Annotated in this window: 25 protein-coding genes and 1 tRNA gene; 6 read left to right on the top strand and 20 right to left on the bottom strand. The window is 67.1% G+C overall.

The features are described from left to right. Positions 1 to 3: 3 nt before the first annotated feature. The 19 genes from nuoF to HZ992_RS08150 form a co-directional block, all read right to left on the bottom strand. Entirely contained in the window at positions 4 to 1,356 is a 1,353-nt protein-coding gene (gene nuoF / locus HZ992_RS08240) for an NADH-quinone oxidoreductase subunit NuoF (RefSeq protein WP_209386182.1), read from the bottom strand. 5 nt (positions 1,357 to 1,361) lie between these two features. Further along, positions 1,362 to 1,844: an NADH-quinone oxidoreductase subunit NuoE gene (gene nuoE / locus HZ992_RS08235; RefSeq protein WP_209386181.1), complete on the bottom strand. Its 483-nt coding sequence runs from the start codon at positions 1,842 to 1,844 to the stop codon at positions 1,362 to 1,364. Continuing rightward, positions 1,841 to 3,094: an NADH-quinone oxidoreductase subunit D gene (locus HZ992_RS08230; protein WP_209386180.1), complete on the bottom strand. Its 1,254-nt coding sequence runs from the start codon at positions 3,092 to 3,094 to the stop codon at positions 1,841 to 1,843. Before HZ992_RS08230 ends, nuoE begins: the two co-directional genes overlap by 4 nt. A gap of 1 nt (position 3,095) precedes the next feature. Then, positions 3,096 to 3,692 (bottom strand): NADH-quinone oxidoreductase subunit C, encoded by a 597-nt coding sequence (locus HZ992_RS08225; protein ID WP_209386179.1) that lies wholly within the window; start codon positions 3,690 to 3,692, stop codon positions 3,096 to 3,098. 10 nt (positions 3,693 to 3,702) lie between these two features. Continuing rightward, entirely contained in the window at positions 3,703 to 4,179 is a 477-nt protein-coding gene (locus tag HZ992_RS08220) for a NuoB/complex I 20 kDa subunit family protein (RefSeq protein WP_209386178.1), read from the bottom strand. Between the two features lie 15 nt (positions 4,180 to 4,194). Continuing rightward, positions 4,195 to 4,554, bottom strand: coding sequence for an NADH-quinone oxidoreductase subunit A (locus tag HZ992_RS08215; RefSeq protein WP_209386177.1), 360 nt, complete (start codon positions 4,552 to 4,554; stop codon positions 4,195 to 4,197). 14 nt (positions 4,555 to 4,568) lie between these two features. Next, positions 4,569 to 4,653, bottom strand: a tRNA-Leu gene (locus HZ992_RS08210). A gap of 154 nt (positions 4,654 to 4,807) precedes the next feature. Then, positions 4,808 to 5,236 carry a preprotein translocase subunit SecG gene (gene secG, locus HZ992_RS08205; protein WP_209386176.1) on the bottom strand — a complete coding sequence of 143 codons (429 nt, stop codon included), beginning with the start codon at positions 5,234 to 5,236 and terminating at the stop codon, positions 4,808 to 4,810. Positions 5,237 to 5,271: 35 nt separating this feature from the next. Beyond that, positions 5,272 to 6,015 (bottom strand): triose-phosphate isomerase, encoded by a 744-nt coding sequence (tpiA, locus tag HZ992_RS08200; RefSeq protein ID WP_209386175.1) that lies wholly within the window; start codon positions 6,013 to 6,015, stop codon positions 5,272 to 5,274. Positions 6,016 to 6,034: 19 nt separating this feature from the next. After that, positions 6,035 to 7,021, bottom strand: coding sequence for an NAD(P)H-quinone oxidoreductase (locus tag HZ992_RS08195; RefSeq protein ID WP_209386174.1), 987 nt, complete (start codon positions 7,019 to 7,021; stop codon positions 6,035 to 6,037). Between the two features lie 19 nt (positions 7,022 to 7,040). Then, on the bottom strand, positions 7,041 to 9,161 hold the full coding sequence (pnp, locus tag HZ992_RS08190; protein ID WP_209386173.1) for a polyribonucleotide nucleotidyltransferase: 2,121 nt from the start codon (positions 9,159 to 9,161) through the stop codon (positions 7,041 to 7,043). A gap of 205 nt (positions 9,162 to 9,366) precedes the next feature. After that, positions 9,367 to 9,630 (bottom strand): 30S ribosomal protein S15, encoded by a 264-nt coding sequence (gene rpsO / locus HZ992_RS08185; RefSeq protein WP_209386172.1) that lies wholly within the window; start codon positions 9,628 to 9,630, stop codon positions 9,367 to 9,369. A 160-nt stretch (positions 9,631 to 9,790) separates the two neighbouring features. Then, a complete protein-coding gene (locus tag HZ992_RS08180) occupies positions 9,791 to 10,942 on the bottom strand; it encodes a pyridoxal phosphate-dependent aminotransferase (protein ID WP_209386171.1) in 1,152 nt (383 codons plus the stop codon). Beyond that, a complete protein-coding gene (locus tag HZ992_RS08175; protein WP_209386170.1) occupies positions 10,939 to 12,219 on the bottom strand; it encodes a branched-chain amino acid ABC transporter substrate-binding protein in 1,281 nt (426 codons plus the stop codon). The genes HZ992_RS08180 and HZ992_RS08175 overlap by 4 nt, the downstream gene beginning before the upstream one ends. Positions 12,220 to 12,261: 42 nt before the next feature. After that, on the bottom strand, positions 12,262 to 13,308 hold the full coding sequence (gene tsaD / locus HZ992_RS08170; protein ID WP_209386169.1) for a tRNA (adenosine(37)-N6)-threonylcarbamoyltransferase complex transferase subunit TsaD: 1,047 nt from the start codon (positions 13,306 to 13,308) through the stop codon (positions 12,262 to 12,264). Between the two features lie 30 nt (positions 13,309 to 13,338). Then, on the bottom strand, positions 13,339 to 15,465 hold the full coding sequence (locus HZ992_RS08165; RefSeq protein ID WP_209386168.1) for a peptidase domain-containing ABC transporter: 2,127 nt from the start codon (positions 15,463 to 15,465) through the stop codon (positions 13,339 to 13,341). 2 nt (positions 15,466 to 15,467) lie between these two features. Further along, positions 15,468 to 16,712, bottom strand: a complete 1,245-nt coding sequence (locus HZ992_RS08160) for an HlyD family secretion protein (protein ID WP_209386167.1) — start codon at positions 16,710 to 16,712, stop codon at positions 15,468 to 15,470. An 82-nt stretch (positions 16,713 to 16,794) separates the two neighbouring features. After that, the gene (locus tag HZ992_RS08155; RefSeq protein WP_209386166.1) at positions 16,795 to 16,962 is read right to left on the bottom strand and encodes a hypothetical protein; all 168 of its coding nucleotides are present in this window, start codon (positions 16,960 to 16,962) and stop codon (positions 16,795 to 16,797) included. 136 nt (positions 16,963 to 17,098) lie between these two features. Further along, positions 17,099 to 17,812 carry a helix-turn-helix transcriptional regulator gene (locus tag HZ992_RS08150; RefSeq protein ID WP_209386165.1) on the bottom strand — a complete coding sequence of 238 codons (714 nt, stop codon included), beginning with the start codon at positions 17,810 to 17,812 and terminating at the stop codon, positions 17,099 to 17,101. Positions 17,813 to 17,961: 149 nt separating this feature from the next. Here HZ992_RS08150 and HZ992_RS08145 point away from each other — a divergent pair, with 149 nt between their 5' ends. The 6 genes from HZ992_RS08145 to HZ992_RS08120 all read left to right on the top strand — a co-directional run bounded on the left by HZ992_RS08145 (position 17,962) and on the right by HZ992_RS08120 (position 22,727). Next, the gene (locus tag HZ992_RS08145) at positions 17,962 to 18,336 is read left to right on the top strand and encodes a DUF4902 domain-containing protein (RefSeq protein ID WP_209386164.1); all 375 of its coding nucleotides are present in this window, start codon (positions 17,962 to 17,964) and stop codon (positions 18,334 to 18,336) included. After that, a complete protein-coding gene (locus tag HZ992_RS08140; protein ID WP_209386163.1) occupies positions 18,333 to 18,776 on the top strand; it encodes an IclR family transcriptional regulator in 444 nt (147 codons plus the stop codon). Before HZ992_RS08145 ends, HZ992_RS08140 begins: the two co-directional genes overlap by 4 nt. Positions 18,777 to 18,811: 35 nt before the next feature. After that, on the top strand, positions 18,812 to 19,444 hold the full coding sequence (locus tag HZ992_RS08135) for an ANTAR domain-containing response regulator (protein ID WP_209386162.1): 633 nt from the start codon (positions 18,812 to 18,814) through the stop codon (positions 19,442 to 19,444). A gap of 277 nt (positions 19,445 to 19,721) precedes the next feature. Beyond that, positions 19,722 to 20,975, top strand: coding sequence for an ABC transporter substrate-binding protein (locus HZ992_RS08130; RefSeq protein WP_209386161.1), 1,254 nt, complete (start codon positions 19,722 to 19,724; stop codon positions 20,973 to 20,975). A gap of 23 nt (positions 20,976 to 20,998) precedes the next feature. After that, positions 20,999 to 21,910, top strand: a complete 912-nt coding sequence (gene ntrB, locus HZ992_RS08125) for a nitrate ABC transporter permease (protein ID WP_209386160.1) — start codon at positions 20,999 to 21,001, stop codon at positions 21,908 to 21,910. A 16-nt stretch (positions 21,911 to 21,926) separates the two neighbouring features. Further along, on the top strand, positions 21,927 to 22,727 hold the full coding sequence (locus tag HZ992_RS08120; RefSeq protein ID WP_209386159.1) for an ABC transporter ATP-binding protein: 801 nt from the start codon (positions 21,927 to 21,929) through the stop codon (positions 22,725 to 22,727). Positions 22,728 to 22,850: 123 nt separating this feature from the next. Here HZ992_RS08120 and fdx read toward each other — a convergent pair whose 3' ends face one another. Further along, positions 22,851 to 23,189 carry an ISC system 2Fe-2S type ferredoxin gene (gene fdx, locus HZ992_RS08115; protein WP_209386158.1) on the bottom strand — a complete coding sequence of 113 codons (339 nt, stop codon included), beginning with the start codon at positions 23,187 to 23,189 and terminating at the stop codon, positions 22,851 to 22,853.

Raw genomic sequence — 23,189 nt, 5'->3', positions numbered from 1 at the left:
GGTTCAGGCGCTGACTGCGACCTTGGCGGTCTGGTGCTGGATGAGCTCCACGAACTCACCGCGGAAGTGCTTGATCATGGCGCGCACCGGCATCGCGGCGGCGTCGCCCAGCGCGCAGATGGTGCGGCCCTGGATGTTGTCGGCCACCGAGTTGAGCAGGTCGATGTCTTCGATCCGGCCCTTGCCGTGCGCGATGCGCTCGACGAGGCGGAACAGCCAGCCGGTGCCTTCTCGGCACGGCGTGCACTGGCCGCAGCTCTCGTGCATGTAGAAGTACGACAGGCGCAGCAGCGAATCGACCATGCTGCGGGTGTCGTCCATCACGATGACGGCGCCCGAGCCCAGCATCGAGCCGGCCTTGGCGATGCTGTCGTAGTCCATCGTGCACTCCATCATGATGGAGGCCGGCAGCACCGGCGCCGATGAACCGCCGGGGATCACCGCCTTCAGCGTGCGGCCCTGCGACGCGCCGCGCACGCCGCCCGCGAGCTCGAGCAGCTTGGCGAAGGGCGTGCCCAGCGGCACCTCGTAGTTGCCGGGCTTCTCGACGTCGCCCGACACCGAGTAGATCTTGGTGCCGCCGTTGTTCGGCTTGCCGACCTCGAGGTAGGCCTGGCCGCCGTTGCGGATGATCCAGGGCACCGCCGCGAAGGTCTCGGTGTTGTTGATCGTGGTGGGCTTGCCGTACAGGCCGAAGCTGGCTGGGAACGGCGGCTTGAAGCGCGGCTGGCCCTTCTTGCCTTCGAGCGACTCGAGCAGCGCGGTCTCTTCGCCGCAGATGTAGGCGCCGAATCCGTGCGAGGCATGCAGCTGGAAGTTGAAGCCCGAGCCCATGATGGCGTCGCCGAGGTAGCCGGCGGCGCGCGCTTCCTCGAGCGCAGCCTCGAAGCGGTCGTAGACCTCGAAGATCTCGCCGTGGATGTAGTTGTAGCCCGTCGCGATGCCCATCGCGTACGCCGCGATCGCCATGCCTTCGATGACGATGTGCGGGTTGAACATCAGGATGTCGCGGTCCTTGCAGGTGCCCGGCTCGCCCTCGTCGGAATTGCACACGAGGTACTTGGCGCCCGGGAACGCGCGCGGCATGAAGCTCCACTTCAGTCCGGTCGGGAAACCCGCACCGCCGCGGCCGCGCAGGCCGGAGAGCTTGACGTCGGCGATCACCTGCTCAGGCGTCATGCCCGCGCCGCCGTCCTTGCCGAGGATCTTGCGCAGCGCCTGGTAGCCGCCGCGCGCCTCGTAGTCCTTGAGCGACCAGTTGCGGCCGTTCAGGTCGGCATAGATCTGCGCGCCGAGATGCCTCCCGTGGAAGCAGGTTTCGGTGCCGTCGGCTTGGAACTTGGACAGGTCGAGCATGGTCGTCAGGCCTTCTTCAGCGTGTCGATCAGCTCATCGAGCCGGGCGGTGCTCATGAAGCTGCACATCTGGCGATCGTTGACCAGCAGCACCGGCGCATCGGCGCAGGCGCCCAGGCACTCGCTCTCCTGCACGGTGAACAGGCCGTCGGCCGTGGTGCCGCCCTTCTCCACGCCGAGCTTGCCGCAGACGTGATCGAGGGCCTTCTGGCCATCGCGCAACTGGCACGGCAGGTTGGTGCAGACGTTCAACTTGAACTTGCCCACCGGCTGCTGGTTGTACATGTTGTAGAAGGTCGTGACCTCGTGCACCGCGATCGGCGGCATGCCGAGGTAGGCGGCGACGGCCTTCTCGCTCTCGGCGGACACGAAGCCCAGCTCCTGCTGCACGATGGCCAGGCAGGCCATCACGGCAGACTGCTTCTGGTCTGCCGGGTACTTGGCCACTTCCTTCGCGAAGCGCGCCAGCGTGGTTTCCGGGAAGCTCATCGATCGATCTCGCCAAACACGATGTCCATGGTGCCGATGATCGCGACGGCGTCGGCGATCATGTGCCCGCGCGACATCTCGTCGAGCGCGGCCAGGTGCACGAAGCCGGGCGGGCGGATCTTCAGCCGGTACGGCTTGTTGGCGCCGTCGCTGACGAGGTAGATGCCGAACTCGCCCTTCGGGTGCTCCACCGCGGCATAGGCCTCGCCCTCGGGCACGTGGAAGCCTTCGGTGAAGAGCTTGAAGTGATGGATCAGCTCTTCCATGCTCGACTTCATCTCCACGCGCGAAGGCGGTGCCACCTTGTGGTTGTCGGTGATCACCGGGCCAGGGTTGGCGCGCAGCCAGTCGACGCACTGCTTGATGATGCGGTTGCTCTGGCGCATCTCCTCGACGCGCACCAGGTAGCGGTCGTAGGTGTCGCCGTTGACACCCACCGGGATGTCGAAGTCGAGATTCGCGTAGACGTCGTAGGGCTGCTTCTTGCGCAGGTCCCACTCGACGCCGGAGCCGCGCAGCATCGGGCCGGTGAATCCCAGGTTCAGCGCGCGCTCGGGGCTGACCACGCCGATGCCCACGGTGCGCTGCTTCCAGATGCGGTTGTCGGTGAGCAGCGTCTCGTACTCGTCGACATAGGTCGGGAAGCGGCGCACGAAATCGTCGATGAAGTCGAGCAGCGAACCCTGGCGGTTGTCGTTGAGCCGCGTGATCGCCTTGGCGTTGCGGATCTTCGAAAACTTGTACTGCGGCATCGTGTCGGGCAGGTCGCGGTACACGCCGCCCGGGCGGAAGTAGGCCGCGTGCATGCGCGCGCCGGACGCGGCCTCGTACATGTCGAACAGGTCTTCGCGCTCGCGGAAGCAGTAGATGAAGATGTTCATCGCACCGCAGTCGAGGCCGTGCGCGCCCAGCCACATCAGGTGGTTCAGCAGCCGGGTGATCTCGCTGAACATGACGCGGATGTACTGCGCACGCTCGGGCACCTCGATGCCCATCAGCTTCTCGATCGCCAGGCAGTACGCGTGCTCGTTGCACATCATCGACACGTAGTCGAGACGGTCCATGTAGGGCAACGACTGGATGAAGGTCTTGCTCTCGGCCAGCTTCTCGGTGGCGCGGTGCAGCAGGCCGACGTGCGGGTCGGCGCGCTGGATGACCTCGCCGTCGAGCTCGAGCACGAGGCGCAGCACACCGTGCGCGGCCGGGTGCTGCGGGCCGAAGTTCAGCGTGTAGTTCTTGATCTCGGCCATGTCAGTGCAAGCCGCCGTAGTTGTCTTCGCGGATGATGCGCGGTGTGATCTCGCGCAGCTCGATCGACACCGGCTGGTAGATCACGCGCTTCTGTTCGGGGTCGTAGCGCATTTCCACGTTCCCGTGCGTCGGGAAGTCCTTGCGGAACGGATGCCCGATGAAGCCGTAGTCGGTGAGGATGCGCCGCAGGTCGAGGTGGCCCTCGAAGATGATGCCGTACAGGTCGAAGGCCTCGCGCTCGAACCAGTTGGCCGAACTCCAGATTTCGGTGAGGGAGGCGACCATGGGCACCTCGTCGTCGGGGGCGAACACCTTCAGGCGAACCCGCCAGTTCTTGCTCACCGACAGCAGGTGCGACACCACGCAGAAGCGCGGGCCCTCCCAGGGACGGTCCTTCCAGCTGGAGTAGTCGACACCGCACAGGTCGACCAGCTGCTCGAATTTCAGCTCCGCATGGTCGCGCAGCACCGTGGCGGCGGCAAGGTAGTCGGCCGCGCCGACGGTGACGGTGATCTCGCCGCGGTCTCGCACCAGCTTCTTCAGCCGGGCACCGAGCGCGGTTTCCAGGGCCGCCTGGAGCGTGTCGAGTTGGCTCATGCTGTTGTTCTTATCGCGCGATGGTGTTTTCGCGCCGGATCTTGGCCTGCAACTGCAGCACGCCGTAGAGCAGAGCCTCGGCGGTCGGCGGGCAGCCGGGCACGTAGACGTCGACCGGCACGATGCGGTCGCAGCCGCGCACCACCGAGTAGCTGTAGTGGTAGTAGCCGCCGCCGTTGGCGCACGAGCCCATGCTCAGCACCCAGCGCGGCTCGGCCATCTGGTCGTAGACCTTTCGCAGCGCCGGCGCCATCTTGTTGCACAGCGTGCCGGCGACGATCATCAGGTCGCTCTGGCGCGGGCTGGGGCGGAACAGCATGCCGAAGCGGTCGATGTCGTAGCGCGCCGCGCCGGCGTGCATCATCTCGATCGCGCAACAGGCCAGACCGAAGGTCATCGGCCACAGCGAACCCGTCTTCGACCAGTTGATGACTGCGTCGAGGCTCGTCGTGACGAAACCTTCCTTGAGAACGCCTTCGATGCCCATGTGCGTGCTGCTCGCTTATTCCCAGTCCAGGGCGCCCTTTTTCCACTCGTAGGCGAAGCCGACGACGAGGATGCCCAGGAAGATCATCATGGCCCAGAACCCTGACGCGCCGATTTCATTCAGCGACACGGCCCACGGGAAGAGAAACGCGATCTCGAGGTCGAACAGGATGAACAGGATCGCGACGAGGTAGTAGCGCACGTCGAACTTCATGCGCGCGTCTTCGAAGGCCTCGAAGCCGCATTCGTAGGGGGAGTTCTTCGCCGCGTCGGGCCGGTGCGGGCCGAGGAGATAGCCGAGCACCTGGGGCGCCACTCCGACCGCCACGCCGACCAGGATGAACAGGATGACGGGGAGGTAAGGTTCCAGATTCATGGGGCGCAGGTGTCTGGTGCCGACGGCGAGACTCGAACTCGCACAGCTTTCGCCACTACCCCCTCAAGATAGCGTGTCTACCAATTTCACCACGTCGGCGGTGTACTCACGAATGCGCCGGCTTGCATGAGGATTGGCTCGCCGGACAGCCGCGCATTCTAACCTCGTTCTGCGCGTTAACCCACCCACTCGCTGCACTGCAGCAGCGCCGTTTGAGCTGGCGCAGGGCGGCCCGTGCGGGCCACCCGAAAACTCACTTCGACGGCACCGCACCCGCACCCGAAGAGGCCGCCGGCGCAGGCGCCGGCACCACGGCGGCAGGCGCCGCGGCAGAGCCCGCGGCACCCGGCACGAGGGCCGCGCCGGTGGCCGGCACGCTGGCCGCGGGAGCCGCGACACCGGCGCCCTGCAGCACGCTGCCGCCGCCGCCGGTGCGCGCACCGCGGTCGTTGGCGAAGAAGGCCAGTGTCAGCGTGCAGGCGAAGAAAACCGCGGCGCAGACGGCCGTGGAGCGCGACAGGAAGTTCGCACTGCCGGTGGCCCCGAACAGGCTGCCCGAGGCGCCGCTGCCGAACGAGGCGCCCATGTCGGCGCCCTTGCCATGCTGGATCAGCACGAGGCCGATCATCACCAGCGCCGAGATGATCTGCACGGCCACGATCAGGTTCATCAACAGGTTCATTCTTCTGGACTCCGAGTGTTCTTGGGTCGCGGCCTTCAGGCCGCGGCGCGACAGATGGCGACGAAGTCGCTCGCCTTGAGCGAGGCCCCGCCGATCAAGCCGCCGTCAATGTCTGCCTGGGCGAACAGCGTGGCCGCGTTGTCGGCCTTGACGCTGCCGCCGTAGAGGATCTTCATCTCGCCGGCCTTCTCGCTGGCCGCCTTGAGCTGCGAACGCAGCAGCGCATGCACGGCCTGCGCCTGTTCGGGGCTGGCGGTGCGGCCGGTGCCGATGGCCCACACCGGCTCGTAGGCCACCACGACCTGCGAGATGCAGTGCGCGAGCGTGTGGATCACTGCCGACAGCTGGCGCTTGACCACCGCATCGGTCTGGCCCGCCTCGCGTTCGGCCAGCGTCTCGCCGACGCAGACGATGGGCGTGAGCCGGTGCGCCAGCGCGATCTTCGCCTTGTCGGCAACGAGCTGGTCACTCTCGGCGTGGTACGCACGGCGCTCCGAGTGGCCGACGATCACGTAGCGGCAGCCATACTCGGACAGCATGGCCGCGCTCACCTCGCCGGTGTAGGCACCGCTCTCGTGGGCGGAACAATCCTGCGCGCCGGAGGCGATGTCAGCCCCCTGCAGCGACAGCGCGACGTCGGCCAGGAACGGGAACGGCGCGCACACCGCCACCTCGGCCGAGAACGGCCCGGCGTCCTTGATCGCGGCCAGCAACTCGATGTTGCCGACGCGCGTGCCGTTCATCTTCCAGTTGCCGACCACCAGCTTGCGACGTGTCATCGTGTCATTCCTCGTGGAGTCACCAGGTCAGCACCAGCTTGCCGATGTGCTGGTTCGATTCCATCAGCGTGTGCGCCTGCGCCGCCTCCGCGGCCGGGAACACCTTGTAGATCACCGGCTTGACGCTGCCGGCTTCGATCCAGGGCCACACGTTCTTGCGCAGGGCCGCCGCGATGGCTGCCTTGAAGGCCACCGGCCGTGGGCGCAGCGTGGAGCCGGTGATCGTGAGACGGCGTCGCAGCACGGCGCCGGCATCGATCTTCGAGTCGATGCCGCCCTGCACGGCGATGATCACCAGCCGGCCGTCGTCGGCCAGACAGTTCAGCTCACGGGCCACGTAGTCGCCCGCGACCATGTCGAGGATCACGTCGACACCCTTGCCGCCGGTCAGCCGCTTCACCTCGGCCACGAAGTCGTGGCTGCGGTAGTTGATGGCATGGTCGGCACCGAGCGCCACGCAGGCGGCGCACTTGTCGTCGCTGCCGGCGGTGACGATCACCGTGGCGCCCGCCGCCTTGGCGATCTGGATCGCCGTGACGCCGATGCCGCTGGTGCCGCCCTGCACCAGCAGCGTCTCGCCAGGCTGCAGGCGCGCCCGGTCGAACACGTTCGACCAGACGGTGAAGAAGGTTTCCGGCAGGCTCGCCGCCTCGATGTCCGACAGGCCGGCCGGTGCCGGCAGGCACTGGCCGACCGGCGCCACGCACAGCTGCGCGTAGCCGCCACCGGCCACCAGCGCGCAGACACGATCGCCAAGCTTGAACCCCGCCTGCGCCATCGCCGTGGCATCGCCGGCGACGATGGTGCCGGCCAGTTCCAGCCCGGGCAGCTCGGACGCGCCCGGCGGCACCGGATAAAGCCCCTTGCGCTGCAGCACATCGGGCCGGTTCACACCGGCCGCCGCCACGCGGATCAGCACCTCGCCGGCCCCCGACACGGGGTCGGGTCGCTCGGCGAGCTGCAGCACCTCGGGGGCGCCGGCGCGCAGGATCTCGATCGCTTTCATGAATGGGCCCGGGAGGGCATCACTCCTGCGCCGGGGCCGGCTGCGCGTCGCGGTCGAGCAGCGCCTTCATGGACAGCTTGACGCGGCCCTTCTCGTCGGTCTCGAGCACCTTGACCTTGACGATCTGGCCTTCCTTGAGGAAGTCGGTGACCTTCTCGACGCGCTGGTGGGCGATCTGGCTGATGTGCAGCAGACCGTCCTTGCCGGGCAGCAGGTTCACGAGCGCACCGAAGTCGAGGATCTTCGTGACCGGGCCTTCGTAGACCTTGCCCACTTCGACCTCGGCGGTGATCTCGGCGATACGCTTCTTCGCGTACTCGGCCTTCTCGGCATCGGTCGACGCGATGGTGATCGTGCCGTCTTCGCCGATGTCGATCGTCGTGCCGGTCTCTTCGGTCAGCGCACGGATGGTGGCGCCGCCCTTGCCGATCACGTCGCGGATCTTCTCCGGATTGATCTTCATGGTGTACAGGCGCGGAGCGAACTGCGAGACCTCGGTCTTCGCGACGCCCATGGCCTCGACCATCTTGCCCAGGATGTGCATGCGCGCTTCCTTGGCCTGCGCCAGCGCGACCTGCATGATCTCCTTCGTGATGCCCTGGATCTTGATGTCCATCTGCAAGGCGGTCACGCCGGTGGTCGTGCCGGCCACCTTGAAGTCCATGTCGCCGAGGTGATCCTCGTCACCCAGGATGTCGGTCAGCACGGCGAAGCGGTTGCCGTCCTTGATCAGCCCCATGGCGATGCCGGCCACGTGGGCCTTCATCGGCACGCCGGCGTCCATCAGCGCGAGGCAGCCGCCGCACACCGAGGCCATCGACGAAGAACCGTTGCTCTCGGTGATCTCCGAGACCACGCGCATCGAGTACGGGAAGTCGGTGCGGTCCGGCAGCACGGCGACAAGCGCGCGCTTGGCCAGGCGGCCGTGGCCGATCTCGCGGCGCTTCGGGCTGCCCACGCGGCCGGTCTCGCCGGTGGCGAACGGAGGCATGTTGTAGTGCAGCATGAAGTGCTCGCTGAACTCGCCGGCCAGCGCGTCGATCTTCTGCGAGTCGCGGTCGGTGCCGAGCGTCGCGGCGACCAGCGCCTGCGTCTCGCCACGGGTGAACAGCGCCGAGCCGTGCACGCGCGGAAGCACGCCGTTGCGGATCTCGATCGGGCGCACGGTGCGGGTGTCGCGGCCGTCGATGCGCGGTTCGCCCGACAGGATCTGGCTGCGCACGATGCGCGCCTCGATGTCGAACAGCAGGCCTTCGACCTTGACCTTGTCGAAGGTGGTGCCCTCTTCCACCAGCGTGCCGATCACCGAGGCGTAGGCGTCGCGGCAGGCTTGCGTGCGCGCCTGCTTCGAGCGGATCTGGTAGGCGGCGGCCAGCTTGGCCTCGCCCAGCGCGTTGACCTTGGCGATGAAGGCCTCGTCCTTGGCCGGGGCCTTCCAGTCCCAGGCCGGCTTGCCAGCGTCGCGCACCAGCTCGTGGATCGCGTTGATCGCGATGTTGCCCTGCTCGTGGCCGAACACCACGCCGCCGAGCATCACCTCTTCGCTCAGCTGCTGGGCTTCGGACTCGACCATCAGCACGGCCGCTTCGGTGCCGGCGACGACGAGGTCCATCTTCGAGTCGAGCAGTTGCGTCTTGCCCGGGTTCAGCACGTACTCGCCGTTGATGTAGCCCACGCGGGCGGCACCGATCGGGCCGTTGAACGGGATGCCGGAGATGGCCAGCGCGGCGCTCGCGCCGATCAGCGACGGGATGTCGGCCGACACCTCGGGGTTCAGCGACAGCACGTGGATCACCACCTGCACTTCGTTGAAGAAGCCGTCCGGGAACAGCGGGCGCAGCGGGCGGTCGATCAGGCGCGAGGTCAGCGTCTCGAGTTCGCTCGGGCGGCCTTCACGCTTGAAGAAGCTGCCGGGGATCTTGCCGGCGGCGTAGGTCTTCTCGATGTAGTCGACGGTCAGCGGGAAGAAGTCCTGACCGGGCTTGGCATCGGTCTTGGCGACCACGGTGGCGAGGATCACGGTGTCCTCGACGTTGACGAGCACGGCGCCGCTGGACTGGCGAGCGATCTCGCCGGTCTCCAGCGTCACGCTGTGCTGGCCCCATTGGAAGGTCTTGGTGACTTTGTTGAACATGCTCATTGGGTTCTCCAATTTCTTGTCTCGGGCGACTCTGAGGGTGTCGCCCCTGTCCCCGGAGCTGCGGCATCCTGGCGCGATGCCATTCCAGCGACATTCCGCCTCGGAACGTCCTTGGAATGACACATCGTCATCGGTGGCTGCCTGACTCCAAACGCAAAGAGCCTGTGCTGGTGGTTCCAGACAGGCTCTTCGAATTCATCGTGGATTACTTGCGCAGGCCCAGCTTCTGGATCAGCGCGGTGTAGCGCGACGCGTCGCGGTCCTTCAGGTAGGCCAGCAGGCTCTTGCGCTGATTGACCAGCTTGAGCAGGCCGCGGCGGCCGTGGTGGTCCTTCAGGTGGGTCTTGAAGTGCGGCGTCAGCTCGTTGATGCGCGCGGTCAGCAGCGCGATCTGCACTTCGGGGGATCCGGTGTCGTTGCCGCTGCGGGCATTGGCCTTGACGATCTCGGCCTTGTTGAGGGTGGTCATGTGCTCGTTTCCTGTTCATGAAACCGAGCTTCGGCCCCCTTCATGGAATGGGGCACCCCGCCACGGTTTCCGGTTTCACTTGCGGACACCGGTGAAACCGACCAGTGCCGTGCCTGCCTTGCCGCCCCGGGGGAACCCCGCCAGCCGCAAAACCGCAGGATTATAGCCCGATCGCCCGGGACAGCCGCTTCACCCCTTCGATGAGCCGCTGTGGGTCGCGCGAGGCGAAGCACCAGCGCAGCCAGCCCTCGGCCTCCGGCCCGAAGGCGGCGCCCGGGGCGAGGCCGAGGCCCACTTCGGTGACCAGGCGCTTGGCGAAGGCCAGCGAGTCGTCCTGCCCGGCGACGCGGAAGAAGGCGTACATGCCGCCCTCCGGGCTCGCCACCGAGACGCCGGGCAGCGCCGCCAGCTGCGGCAGCAGCGTGTCGCGGCAGTACTTGAGCCGGCCGATCAGCCCGGGCACGAAGTCGTCGGCGCCGGCCAGCGCGGCCAGCCCGGCGCGCTGCACGAACACCGGCGCACAAGAGGTGTTGAACTCGATCAGCTTGCCCAGCGCCGCCACCAGCGGCTCGGGCGCGACCATCCAGCCCAGGCGCCAACCGGTCATCAGGAAGCTCTTCGAAAAGCTGTGCACCACCACGAGGCGGTCGTCCGCGCCGGCGACGTCGAGGAAGCTTGGCGCGCAGCGCGCGCCTTCGCGGAAGTAGACGCGCTCGTAGACCTCGTCGGCGACGATCCAGGTGCCGGTGCGGCGGCAGTGTTCGAGGATGGCCTGCTGTTCGGCACGCTCGAGCGTCCAGCCGGTCGGGTTGTTCGGCGCGTTGACGATCAGCACCTTGGTGTCGGGCGTGATGGCCGCCAGCAGCGCCGGCAGGTCGAGCCGCCAGGCACCCCCCTCCACCTTCAGCGGCACGCGCCGCACCGTGGCGCCGAGGATCTCGGGCTGCGCGGTCAGGTTCGGCCACACCGGCACCACGGCGACCACTTCGTCGCCGTGCCCGGCGAGCGCTTGCATCGCCAGCATCAGCGCATTGACGCCCGACGAGGTGACGGCGATGCGCCCGGCCGCCACCGGGCCGTGCAACGCCGAGGTGTAGCGCGACAGCGCCTCGCGCAATTCGGGCAGGCCAAGGTTGTGGGCGTAGAAGGTCTCGCCGTCGGCGATCGACTTCTGCGCCGCCTCGCGCACGAAGGCCGGCGTGACCTCGTCGCTCTCGCCGAACCAGAAGGCCAGCACGTCGCTGCGGCCGAGGCCGGCGTTGGCGACCTCGCGGATCTTCGAGCCTGGAAGTTGGTCGATCACCGCTCTCATGGACGCTCCATCGTGCAGCCGTGGGGTTGTTCCGTCTGGCGGGCCTCGAAGCTGCGCACGGTGCGGAAGCCGTAGCCCGAACCCTCGTTGTCGTGGCGCACACCGGGTGCGCCGAGCCGGTCCATCACGCTGACCACCAGGGGCTGGATGAACTGGTGGTCGGCCGCCCGCATGGTACCGGTGTGCAAGCCGCCGAGCGTGCGGCCATCGTAGTGCATGCCCTCCAGCGCCTTGGCCACGGCCCCGGCCTCGGCGCTGCCGGCGCGCTCGATCGCCGCTGCGAGCATCTCCACCATCACCTGCATGCGGGCGTGCTGGTAGTCCTCCTCGGGTCGCGGAAAGCGGGCGCGGAAGGCGGCATGAAACTCTTGCGAGGCCGGGGTGTCGACGTTCGGATGCCATTCGGCCACCGCCAGCACGCGGCCCACGCCCGCGTCGCCGATGGCCGCCGGCGCACCGAGTGCATTGCCGTAGAAGCTGTAGATGCGCGCGTCGACGCCCACCTCTCGCATCGCTCGCACGAGCAGCGTCAGGTCGTTGCCCCAGTTGCCGGTCAGCACCGCCTGCGCGCCGCTGGCCTTGATCTTCATGGCGTAAGGCAGGAAGTCCTTCACGCGGCCGATCGGATGCAGTTCGTCGCCGACGATGGCGATGTCGGGCCGGCTCGCCGCGAGGCGAGCTCGCGCGGCACGCTGCACATGCTGTCCGAAGCTGTAGTCCTGCCCGATCAGGTAGACCTTCTTCAGCTCCGTGTCGCCCTGCAGCACGTCGATCAGCGCGGCCAGGCGCATGTCGGCATGCGCATCGAAGCGGAAGTGCCAGAAGCTGCACTTCTCGTTGGTCAGCGCCGGGTCGACCGCGGAATAGTTGAGCAGCAGCGCGCGCGACAGCGGCTCGCGCTGGTTGTGCTTGTTCAGCGCATCGACCAGCACCATTGCCACCGACGAGCTGTTGCCCTGCGCGACGAAGGTGACGCGGCGGTCCAGCGCCGCACGCAGCATGGCCAGAGACTCTTCGCTGCTCCCCTTGCCGTCGAAGCGCAGCAGTTCCAGCGGACGCGCGACCCCGGGCAGGCGCACGCCGCCGCGGCGGTTGACGCGCTCGACGGCCAGAAGCAGGTTGCGATGAACCGCCTCGCCGGCATTGCCGAAGCTGCCCGACAGGCCCTCGATCATCGCGATGGGGATGGGTTCGGCGGCGGGTGCCGCCACGGCTGCGGCAGCGCAGAGAATGGCGCCGACCAGGGCGCCGGCCCAGCGGGCAAGGAATCGTGTCATCGAGGATCAGCTGAGCCGGCTCGCCCGGCAGGGCCGCGGATTCTAGGCGCTGGCGCGCACCACCTCGGCCAGCGGCCAGCGCGGCCGCACAGTGAAGGCGTAGTCGTCCGACGCGGCCTGGGCACCGCTTTGCAGGCGCAGCGCCGCGGCGAGCGCGATCATCGCGCCGTTGTCGGTGCACAGCGCGAGCTCGGGGTAGTGCACGCGCGCACCGCGCCTGCGGCAGGCCTCGTTCAACTGGCTGCGCAGTGCGGCATTCGCGCCCACGCCGCCGGCGACCACCAGCCGGTCCAGGCCTGTGTCGCGCAGCGCGGCGACGGACTTGCGCACCAGCACGTCGACGATGGCCTGCTGCGTCGACGCCGCCAGGTGCGCTAGGTCCTGCTGGCAGACGTTCGCCCCGAGCTTGCCCAGCCGCGTGCGCACCGCCGTCTTCAGGCCCGCGAACGAGAAATCGAGGTTGCCGCTGTGCAGCAGCGGCCGCGGCAGATCGAAGGCGGCCGGGTCGCCGAACTCGGCCAGCCGCGCCAGCGCCGGCCCGCCGGGGTAGCCCAGGCCCATCAGCTTGGCCGACTTGTCGAAGGCCTCGCCGGCGGCGTCGTCGATCGTCTCGCCCAGCAGTTCGTATTGCGCGACGCCGTCCACGCGCATCAGCTGCGTGTGCCCGCCAGACACCAGCAGCGCGACGAAGGGAAAGCTCGGCGGGTCGGCCGACAGAAAGGGCGAGAGCAGGTGACCTTCGAGGTGGTGGATGGCCAGCGTTGGCTTTCCAAGCGATGCAGCGAGCGCACAGGCCACGCCGGCGCCGACGAGCAATGCACCGGCCAGCCCCGGGCCTTGCGTATAGGCCACCACGTCGATGTCGGCCAGGCTGCGGCCGGCTGAGGCCATCACCTGGCGCACCAGCGGCACGACGCGTCGGATGTGGTCGCGCGAGGCGAGTTCGGGTACCACGCCGCCGTAGGCCTGGTGCATGTCGATCTGGGTGTGCAACGCGTGGGCCAGTAGCGCCGGCGTGCCCTGGCCGACCGACTCGACCAGCGCCACGCCGGTCTCGTCGCACGACGATTCGATGCCGAGAACGTTCATGCGCCGAGTCTACGGCGCGGCGCAAGTCCCTCAGCGCTGACCGGCCGTGCTGACAGTGCGCAGGTCCTGCGACACGCGTCCGCCGGCAAGCACGACCACCCGGGCCGCCGCGGCGATGGTCTCCGGCCGGTGCGCGACGACCACGCGGGTGATCTCGAGTTGGCGGATCGCCTGGTTGACGAGGCGCTCACGGTCGATGTCGAGCGCGCTGGTGGCTTCGTCGAGGAACAGGATCTTCGGCCGCTTGTAGAGGGCACGCGCCAGCAGGATGCGCTGCTTCTGGCCTCCGGAAATGCTGGCACCCATGTCGCCGATCAGCGTGTGGTAGCCCATCGGCATGGCCTCGATCTCGTCGTGCACGGCAGCGAAGCGCGCGCACTGCTCGACCCATTGGGCATCGGCCCGCGCATCGAAGAAGGCGATGTTGTCGGCGATCGAGCCGGCGAACAGCTGGTCGTCCTGCATGACCGTGCCGATCATGTCGCGCCAGGCGCGCAGGCCCAGGTGGCGCATCGGCACGTCGCCCACGCGCACCTCGCCGGACTCCGGCGCGTGGATGCCGAGCATGATCTTGAGCAGCGTGGTCTTGCCGCAGCCGGAAGGACCGACGATGGCCACCGACTCGCCCGGCTCGATGACGAGGTTCAGGTGCTCGATCACCGGCGGCTCGCCATCGGAATAGGCGAAACGTACGTCCCGCAATTCCAGCCTGGCCGCGAGTTCATGCCGGCGCGGCGTGGCCTCGGGTTCGGCTTCGGGCGGCGTGAGCACGATGTCGGCGAGCCGCTCGCCCTGCAGGCGCAGCATCTTCAGCTCGACCACCTTGTCGATCAGGCCGCTGACACGCAGCGCGAACTGCTCCTTGTAGGCGAAGAACGCGAACAGCATGCCCACCGAGAAGCGCTGGTCGAGCACCAGCAGCGCGCCGACCCAGAGCACCGCCACGCGCTCCAGCCCGAACACCAGCTTGTGCAGCACGCCGAACAGCACCTCAAGCTTGCGCGTGGCGATATTGGCGTTCATCGCGTCGACCACCAGGTTCATGAAGCGGGCCTGGCGGTCCTCCTGGCGGTTGGCCAGCTTGATGGCCTGTACGCCGCGCAGCGACTCGAGGAAGTGGCTGGCGCGCTTGGCGTCATGCACGATCGCCTCTTCGGTGGCCTCGCTCAGCGGCCGGAAGAAGGCCCAGCGCAGCAGCGCGTAGACGGCCACGCAGCCGATCGCGATGGCGCTCAGCGCCGGGCTGTAGACGAACATCATCGCCAGTGTGACCACGACCAGCGCGCCGTCGAGCACCACCTCGATGAAGCTGGTGGTCAGCGTCTGCTGGATCTGCTGCACAGCACCGAAGCGCGACAGCACGTCGCCGGTATGGCGCTTCTCGAACCAGTCCACCGGCAGGCGCATCAGGTGGGCGAAGACGTTGTTCAGCCACTGTAGGTTGAGCGTGCTGGACAGGTGCAATACGGCCCAGGAGCGCACCGCCCCGGTGGCCACCTGCAGCAGCACGAGCAATGCGAAGCCGATCCCCAGCGTGACCAGCAGATCGCGATCGGCGCTGACGAGCACGCCGTCGACCACCCACTGCATGAAGAAGGGCGTGAGCAGCACGAAGGCCTCGAGCGCGAGCGCCAGCACCAGGATCTGGATCAGCGAGCGCTTCAGCCCGGTGACGCGACCGAGCAGCTGGCGCAGGCTGACGGGCCGGTGCTCGCGTCTCGGCTGGAAGTCGGAGCGCGGCGTCAGCTCGAGCACCACGCCGGTGAAGTGGCGCGAGACCTCGGCCAGCGACACGCGCCGCACGCCGCGCGCCGGGTCGTGGATGATCGCGTGGCCGCGGCGGACTTCCTTCAGCACCACGAAGTGGTTCAGGTCCCAGTGCAGCACGCAAGGCGTGGCGAGCTGGTCGAGATGTTCCATCTCGGCGCGCAGCGCGCGCGCGTTGAGCTGGATCTGCCCGGCCATGCGCACCATGTCGACCATGGTGGCGCCCTTGAGCGAGAGCGAGAAGCGCCGGCGCAGGCTTTGCAGGTCGGTTTGCAGGCCGTGGAACGACGCCACCATCGCCAGGCAAGCCAGGCCGCACTCGGCGCCTTCGGTCTGCAGCAGCATGGGCAGCCGGGCGCCGCCGAATCCGAGTCGCAGCGCGTCGATCATGCTCAGACCCGGCTCGCCAGCCCGAGCAGCGGCTCGAAGATCCATTCGATCAGGCGGCGCCGATCGAGCATCACGTCGGCTTCGAGCTGCATGCCCGGCGACAGCGCCTGTTCGCGGCCGTAGGCGGCGACGGCCTGCTTGTCGAGCGTGACGGTGATGCGGTACAGCGGCTCGGCCTCGCCGTCGGACTTGGGCAGCGGCACGCCCGCCAGTTCACTGGCCTGCAAGGGAGAGCGCGACACCTGCGCCACCTGGCCGCCTTGCAAGCCGAACTTCTGGTACGGGAAGGCCTGGTAGCGAAGCAGTACAGGCTGATCAGGCTTCACGAAGCCGACGGCACTGGACGGGGCGAAGAGATGCGCCTGCAGGCGTGCGTCGGCGGGCAAGAGGCTGGCCAGCGCGACCGAGGCATTGACGGACTGGCCGGGTTGCGCGACCACGCCGGTCACCGTGCTGTCCTGCGGCGCGCGGATCTCGATGCGGCGGCGGGAGTCGTTCTCGGCCTGCTGCTGCGCGATCTCGGCCATGTCGCGCTCGAGTTCGCCCTGCGCCACCTGGGTCTGCAGCGGCAGCTCGCGGCGGCGGGCGAGCAACTGCTCGATCTCGCGCATCTGCGCGGCGCGCTGGCGCTGCAGCGACTGCGCCTGCGCACGCAGGCCGAGCAGTTCCTCGTTCTTGGCCTGCACCTGGGCAGCGGAGATGAAGTTGTCGGCACGCAGGGATTCGAGGCGAGCCAGCGCCTGTTCAGCCAGTGCCAGCCGCTGCTCGTGAAGGCGCGCCTCGGCATCGATCTGACCGAGTTCGCCGCGCATGGTGGCGACCTGACGGTCAAGCGCCTGAGCGCGCTCCCGCTCCAGTTCCGCCTGCTGGCGCGCCGCACCTTGCAGGCTGCGTTCGCGCGCCGTCAGCGTCTCGCGCACGTTGACCGAGACATTGGCAGCATCGACCGACAGCACGTAGAGCACGTCGCCGGCACGCACACTTGCCCCTTCGACGGCCCGGCTCTCGAGCACCGTCGCGGCCTGCGGCGACATGAGGCGCATCACGCCGCGGTCGGGCGCGAGAAAACCCTTCACATGGGCCTTGCGCGTGTACTCGCCTACCCACAGGTAGGCAGCCACGATTACGACCGCGCCCACCGCCAACAGCGTGAGCACGTGAAGCGACACGGGCCGCAGCAGCTGGATGCTGCCGAGCCACTGGCTCTGCCGGTTCTCGATGACTTCGGGGCGGAACAGGCTGCTCATACGTGAGCGCTGTGACGAGCGCCCCGCACGACCCGGCCAGCGATGCCGACCTGATTCAACCCGGCAACCGGGCGCCGGGTTCTCACCAGCCCTTGTGAGGACCGGTCACCACGCCGCCGCTGACGTGCCGCAAGGAGCGCGCATCGAGTTCAACGGGAGCGGACTGCTTGTTCTGGCGCTTCGGCTGAAGCGTGGTGCCGAGCTTGATTTCCCGATTGGCCTTCGAAGAGTCGCGCTTCGTGGTTTGCATGGTGGGCTCCTGACCTTGCCTTGACGCGCACAAATTGCGCAAGACAGATTTCAGCAGCCACACCCGCTTCGCATAACTGTCAGCTCTTACAGGTCCAACCGGAGCGAACGGCTCCACGCTGCAAGTGCGCGCGATGTCAACGGATGAGCCCGAGGCGCAGCGCCTTCAGCACGGCCTGGTGCTTGTTGATGCAACCCAGCTTGTGCATGGCATTGTTGACGTGCAGTACGGCCGTGCGTTCGCTGATGCCCAGGATGTTGCCGACTTCCCAGGCCGTCTTCCCGTCCATCGTCCAGCGCAGGCTCTCGACCTCGCGAGGCGTCAGGCTGGGAGCATCGCTGTCCCTCGTGGCGGGCAACATGATGCGCTGCGCCGCCTCCTGGGCATGCACGGCGAACAACTGCAGGTCGGCCACCATGCGTGTGAGTTCTGAGCGATTGCTGGGCAGCGCCTGGTCGCGATCGACCCCGAGAAAGAAGTGCCGACCTTCCGGCAGATGCAGAGCCATGGCCACGCCCGTGTGATAGCCGAACCGCGCCTGCTCGTCCCACTTGTCAGCCAACCCTGCGCCCACGTAGGTGTCGCGATTCCAGATGATGGGCACGCTTTGCCGCTTGCAGTGCTGCATCACGGGGTCCCGCTGGGCCTGACCCATGTCTTCATGGGTGTCGCGGTAGCCCACCGGCGCGTTGTCCACGCTGATGAGTTCGGACTCGCCAAGGAAATGGTCGATGATCGTCGTCGCGGTGACGGTATCGAAGCCGAGGCGCTTCGCGAAACGCACGACCTGCCCCAGGAACTCGTCGCGATCCCTGGCTTCCAGCACCGACAGATAGCCGTCCTGCAGCATGCGTTTTATCCAGCTCGCGCCGCGTTAAGTCGAATCCTCACGACCTTGCGCGTCCCTGCAAGGTCTTACAGATGGCACGACGACAAGGCCTTGCCACACTCTCGTCCGTCGAATCAAGAACGATGGATGGCCATCGGATGTACCAGCCCATGACCCCCGCCTGGATAGTCTGCGCGTGGCCACCGGTATTGTGGCAGGTGGACGTTGCGCCACATCTGCGCCTCGTGCACCTCGGCACCCGTGTTCTGCATTATGGGGACGACGCCTGCCTTTGCAGCGGGCAGACGCTGTGGGGAGAAGCCTCTAACGACCGGTCGGCGGGCGTGGCCTGGGACTGGATCGAGGTCGAGGAAGGCGTGCTCGCCATCGCCGACCCACTGGGCCTGGTGACGAATCTGAAACTGCTCGATTCGCACGGCAAGGCCCTGAGCGACTTCCAGGTGGCCGTGCATCTCAATGGGCTGGTGCATGCCCTGCCTTGGCAAACCGAAGTCCAGAGAGCCCTCCATCACCACGACGCGTGAAGCCACGCCGAACAGCATCTCGTTACCAAGAGATCGTCAGAAAAACCCCGAAAGGCAGCGTCACTCCCCTTCACGCCATCTCGGGACCGGACTACTCTGCAAATCATAACGGCAACAAAGTATTGCCGCACGCCCTCATAGTCGTTGGAGCCATGAAAGAGTATCGCCTGTCCGCCTGGCCCGACCTCGGTGCCACCTACGAGCGCACGCCTTATCGCCGCATTCTCAGCGACATGTCGCAGCGCCACGTCACGCTCGCGCAGTTGTACGCACGCAGCGGGCTGCCGCGACAGCAGGTGAGCGCCTTCGTCAGCATGCTGGTGGACCGCGGATTGGTGATCCAGCGCGAGGCGGCGCGTGTCGATCGACTCGCCGCTTCACTGCGTCCTTTGGGCGGATGGCTGCGTCGCGCCTTCACTCGCACGCCACGCGGGCGCTGAACTGAGCTTGGCTCGAATGTTGCACCGGCAGGGGCATGCCCGCCACGCCGCAGCTCCGAATCGTCATCGTCGCTCCCGAACCGCTGGAGCGCGACCTCGCGGACGCGCACACGGAGACTGAGCTCGAACGCTCGCGCAGCCTGCGCATCGGCCTGATCGAAAGCGGCTACAACATCGTCGCGGTGCTGCCGGCAGACACTTTCCTCACCGAGCGGCTGGCGCAGATCGCGCCTGACATGGTCATCGTGGACGCCGAGAGCCAGGCGCGCGACACGTTGGAGCACGTCGTGATGGCGACCCGCGACGCGCGGCGCCCCATCGTGCTGTTCACCAACGACGACGACACCAGCCAGGTTGGCGCGGCCATCGCCGCCGGTGTGTCGGCCTACGTCGTCGCTGGGCTCGCCCCGGAGCGCATCCGGCCTGTGCTCGACGTCGCGCTGGCGCGATTCACGCACGAGGAGAACCTTCGACGCGAACTCGCCGACGCCCGCACCCAACTCAGCGAACGAAAGGTCATCGACAAGGCCAAGGGCATCCTGATGACGCGGCACTCGCTCAGCGAGGAGGCGGCCTATTCTCGCCTGCGAAAGACAGCGATGGACCGGGGCATGAAGCTCGCCGAAGTGGCGCAGCGCATCGTGGACGTCGCCGACCTCCTGATCTGAGCTGGCAACGCACAAGCCGGGTGCGTCAGGCGCCGCAACGCACCTCAAATGGTGCATAGCAGCATCGACATCCCTGCTTCTTCCGGGCAAATCGCCTGCAATGCGCTGGCATAGCGATTGCAACGTGTGCAGTGAAGGGTCAAAGCCGACCCTCGCGATCACCCCAGCGGATCAAGGCCGATGCGCTGCGGTGGGACGACGACGTCCTCACGAACTCCGCCCCACCGGGCAGACGACGTGTGGACGTTTTTTTTCGACTGCACATCAGCCACCTGCCATGACCCACTCGACGACACGGAAGATCCTCATGAGCCGCCGAACCCTCATCAAGGCCGCCGCCGCCTCCGGTGCCACGGGCCTCGTGCCCGGACTGCAGAGCGCGGTCTACGCGCAGGGCTCCGACAAGCCTGAGAAGGAAGAGGTGCGCATCGGCTTCATCCCGCTGACCGACTGCGCCTCGGTGGTGATGGCTTCGGTGCTGGGTTTCGACAAGAAGTACGGTGTGAAGATCATCCCGACCAAGGAAGCCTCCTGGGCCGGCGTGCGCGACAAGCTCGTCAATGGCGAGCTCGACATGGCGCATGTGCTCTACGGCCTGGTGTACGGCGTGCACCTCGGCGTGGGCGGCCCGAAGAAGGACATGGCCGTGCTGATGACGCTGAACAACAACGGTCAGGCGATCACGCTGTCGAAGAAGCTGGCCGACAAGGGTGCGGTCGACGCAGCGAGCCTGGCCAAGCTGATGAGCACCGACAAGCGCGAGTACACCTTCGCGCAGACCTTCCCGACCGGCACCCACGCCATGTGGCTGTACTACTGGCTGGCCAGTGTCGGCGTGAATCCGATGAAGGACGCCAAGGTCATCACCGTGCCGCCACCGCAGATGGTGGCCAACATGCGCGTAGGCAACATGGACGGCTACTGCGTCGGTGAACCCTGGGGCCACCGCGCCATCGCCGACGGCATCGGCATCACCGCCGTCACCACGCAGGACATCTGGAAGGACCACCCCGAGAAGGTGCTCGGTACCACCGGCGAGTTCGTCAAGAAGTACCCGAACACCGCGCGCGCCGTGATGATGGCCATCCTCGAGGCCGGCCGCTGGATCGACGCCGGCCTGCAGAACAAGAACAAGATGGCCGAGACGGTGGCCGACAAGAGCTACGTCAACACCAGCGTCGACGTGATCAACCAGCGCATCCTGGGCCGCTACCAGAACGGCCTGGGCAAGACCTGGGACGATCCGAACTACATGAAGTTCTTCAACGATGGCGCAGTGAACTTCCCGTACCTGTCCGACGGCATGTGGTTCCTCACGCAGCACAAGCGCTGGGGGCTGCTGAAGGAACACCCGGACTACCTGGCCGTGGCCAAACAGGTGAACCAGATCGATCTCTACAAGCAGGCGGCCGGCGCCCTCAAGGTCAGCGTGCCTGCCAGCCCGATGCGCAGCAGCAAGCTGATCGACGGCGTGGTCTGGGACGGCAAGGAACCGGCCAAGTACGCCGACGGATTCAAGGTCAAGGTCTGAACACCGACGCCCAGGAGCACACCATGGTCAGTGCCGTGTTTCACACCCCGCTGCAAGCCAGCATGGATGCCAAGGCCGACGCTGCAGCGACGCTGTCGGCCGCCAAGGCCGCCACTGCCGAACTGCCGAAGCCAGCAGCGCCGCCCAGGCCGGGCTTCGACTGGAACGGCATGCTGCTCAAGGTGCTTCCACCGCTCATCGGTGTGGCCCTGCTGATCGGGATCTGGGCGCTGCTGACGATGAAGAGCGAGACCTTCCCGACGCCGCTGGCCACCTTCGACGCGGCAGTGAAGCTGTTCGCCGACCCGTTCTACTCGAAGGGGCCGAACGACCAGGGCATCGGCTGGAATATCCTGTTCTCGCTGGAGCGCGTGGCCATCGGCTTCGGCATGGCGGCGGTGGTGGGCATCCCGATGGGCTTCATGATCGGCCGTTTCGAGGTGCTCAATCGCATGGTCTCGCCGCTGATCAGCCTGCTGCGGCCGGTGTCGCCGCTGGCCTGGCTGCCCATCGGCCTGCTGGTGTTCAAGGCGGCCAACCCGGCAGCCATCTGGACGATCTTCATCTGCTCGATCTGGCCGATGATCATCAACACCGCCGTGGGCGTCCAGCGCGTGCCGGCCGACTACCTGAACGTCGCCAAGGTGCTGAACCTGAGCGAGTGGAAGGTGATCACCAAGATACTGTTTCCCGCCGTACTGCCCTACATGCTGACCGGCGTGCGCCTGTCGGTGGGTACGGCCTGGCTGGTGATCGTGGCAGCCGAGATGCTCACCGGCGGCGTGGGCATCGGCTTCTGGGTGTGGGACGAGTGGAACAACCTCAACGTGAAGCACATCCTGATCGCCATCGTCGTGATCGGCGTCGTCGGCCTGCTGCTGGAGGCGCTGCTGATCAGCATCGCCAAGCGCTTCAGCTACGACGAACACCACTGAACCGGGAGTCTTCGCCATGAACAGCTTCATCCAGGTCCAGAACGCCGAGATGGTGTTCAGCACCCGCAAGGGCCAATTCCACGCGCTGCGCGAGATCGATCTAGACGTGGCCAAGGGCGAGTTCGTCACGCTGATCGGGCACTCGGGATGCGGCAAGTCGACGCTGCTCAACCTGATCGCCGGGCTGCTGCTGCCCAGCAGCGGCGTGCTGCTGTGCGACAACCGTGAGATCGCCGCCCCGGGGCCGGAGCGCGCGGTGGTGTTCCAGAACCACTCGCTGCTGCCCTGGTTGACCTGCTTCGAGAACGTGCATCTGGCCGTCGAGCGCGTATTCGGCGCCACCGAATCGCGCACCGCCTTGAAGCAGCGCACCGACGCGGCGCTCGAACTGGTGGGCATGGCGCACGCCTCGGCCAAGCGCCCGCACGAGATCTCCGGCGGCATGAAGCAGCGCGTGGGCATCGCCCGTGCGCTGGCGATGGAGCCCAAGGTGCTGCTGATGGACGAGCCCTTCGGCGCGCTGGACGCCCTCACTCGGGCCCACCTGCAGGACGAACTGCTGAAGATCGTTGCGCGCACGCACAGCACCGTGGTGATGGTCACCCACGATGTCGACGAGGCCGTGCTGCTGTCCGACCGCATCGTGATGATGACCAACGGCCCGGCGGCCACGATCGGCGAGATTCTGTCGGTGGAACTGCCGCGCCCGCGCCACCGCGTCGAGCTGGCCGAGGACAGCCGCTACGTGCACTACCGCAAGGAGGTGCTGGACTTCCTGTACACCCGCCACGGCCACGTGGAATCACAGGCCGCCTGAACCGGCACGGCACGCAGTTTGCTAGAGCTCTGGCGATGGTTGGCAGAGCAACCATCGCTGTCTCCTCAGCAGGGCTCGTCCCTTTCGAGATGCCTCAGGCCTTCCCGGCCTGGGGCATTTTTTTCAGTGCTTTTCCTTGGCGTGATTGATCGAGTACTTCGGGATCTCGATCGTCACGTCGCGGTTGGACAGGATCGCCTGGCACGACAGGCGCGAGGTGGGCTCCAGGCCCCAGGCGCGGTCGAGCAGGTCTTCCTCGCTCTCGTCCATCGCGCCCAGCGAATCGAAGCCCTCGCGCACCACCACGTGGCAGGTCGTGCACGCGCAGCTCAGCTCGCAGGCGTGCTCGATGTCGATCTGGTTGTCGAGCATGGCTTCGCACAGCGAGGTGCCCGATGGCGCCGTGACTTCGGCGCCGTTCGGGCAGTACTCCGGGTGCGGCAGGATGCGGATCACAGGCAT

This window comes from Rhizobacter sp. AJA081-3 (assembly GCF_017795745.1).
Taxonomy (GTDB): Bacteria; Pseudomonadota; Gammaproteobacteria; order Burkholderiales; family Burkholderiaceae_C; genus Piscinibacter.
The sequence above is the reverse complement of the archived record's forward strand: the minus strand, read 5'-3'. Positions and strand labels throughout refer to the sequence as shown.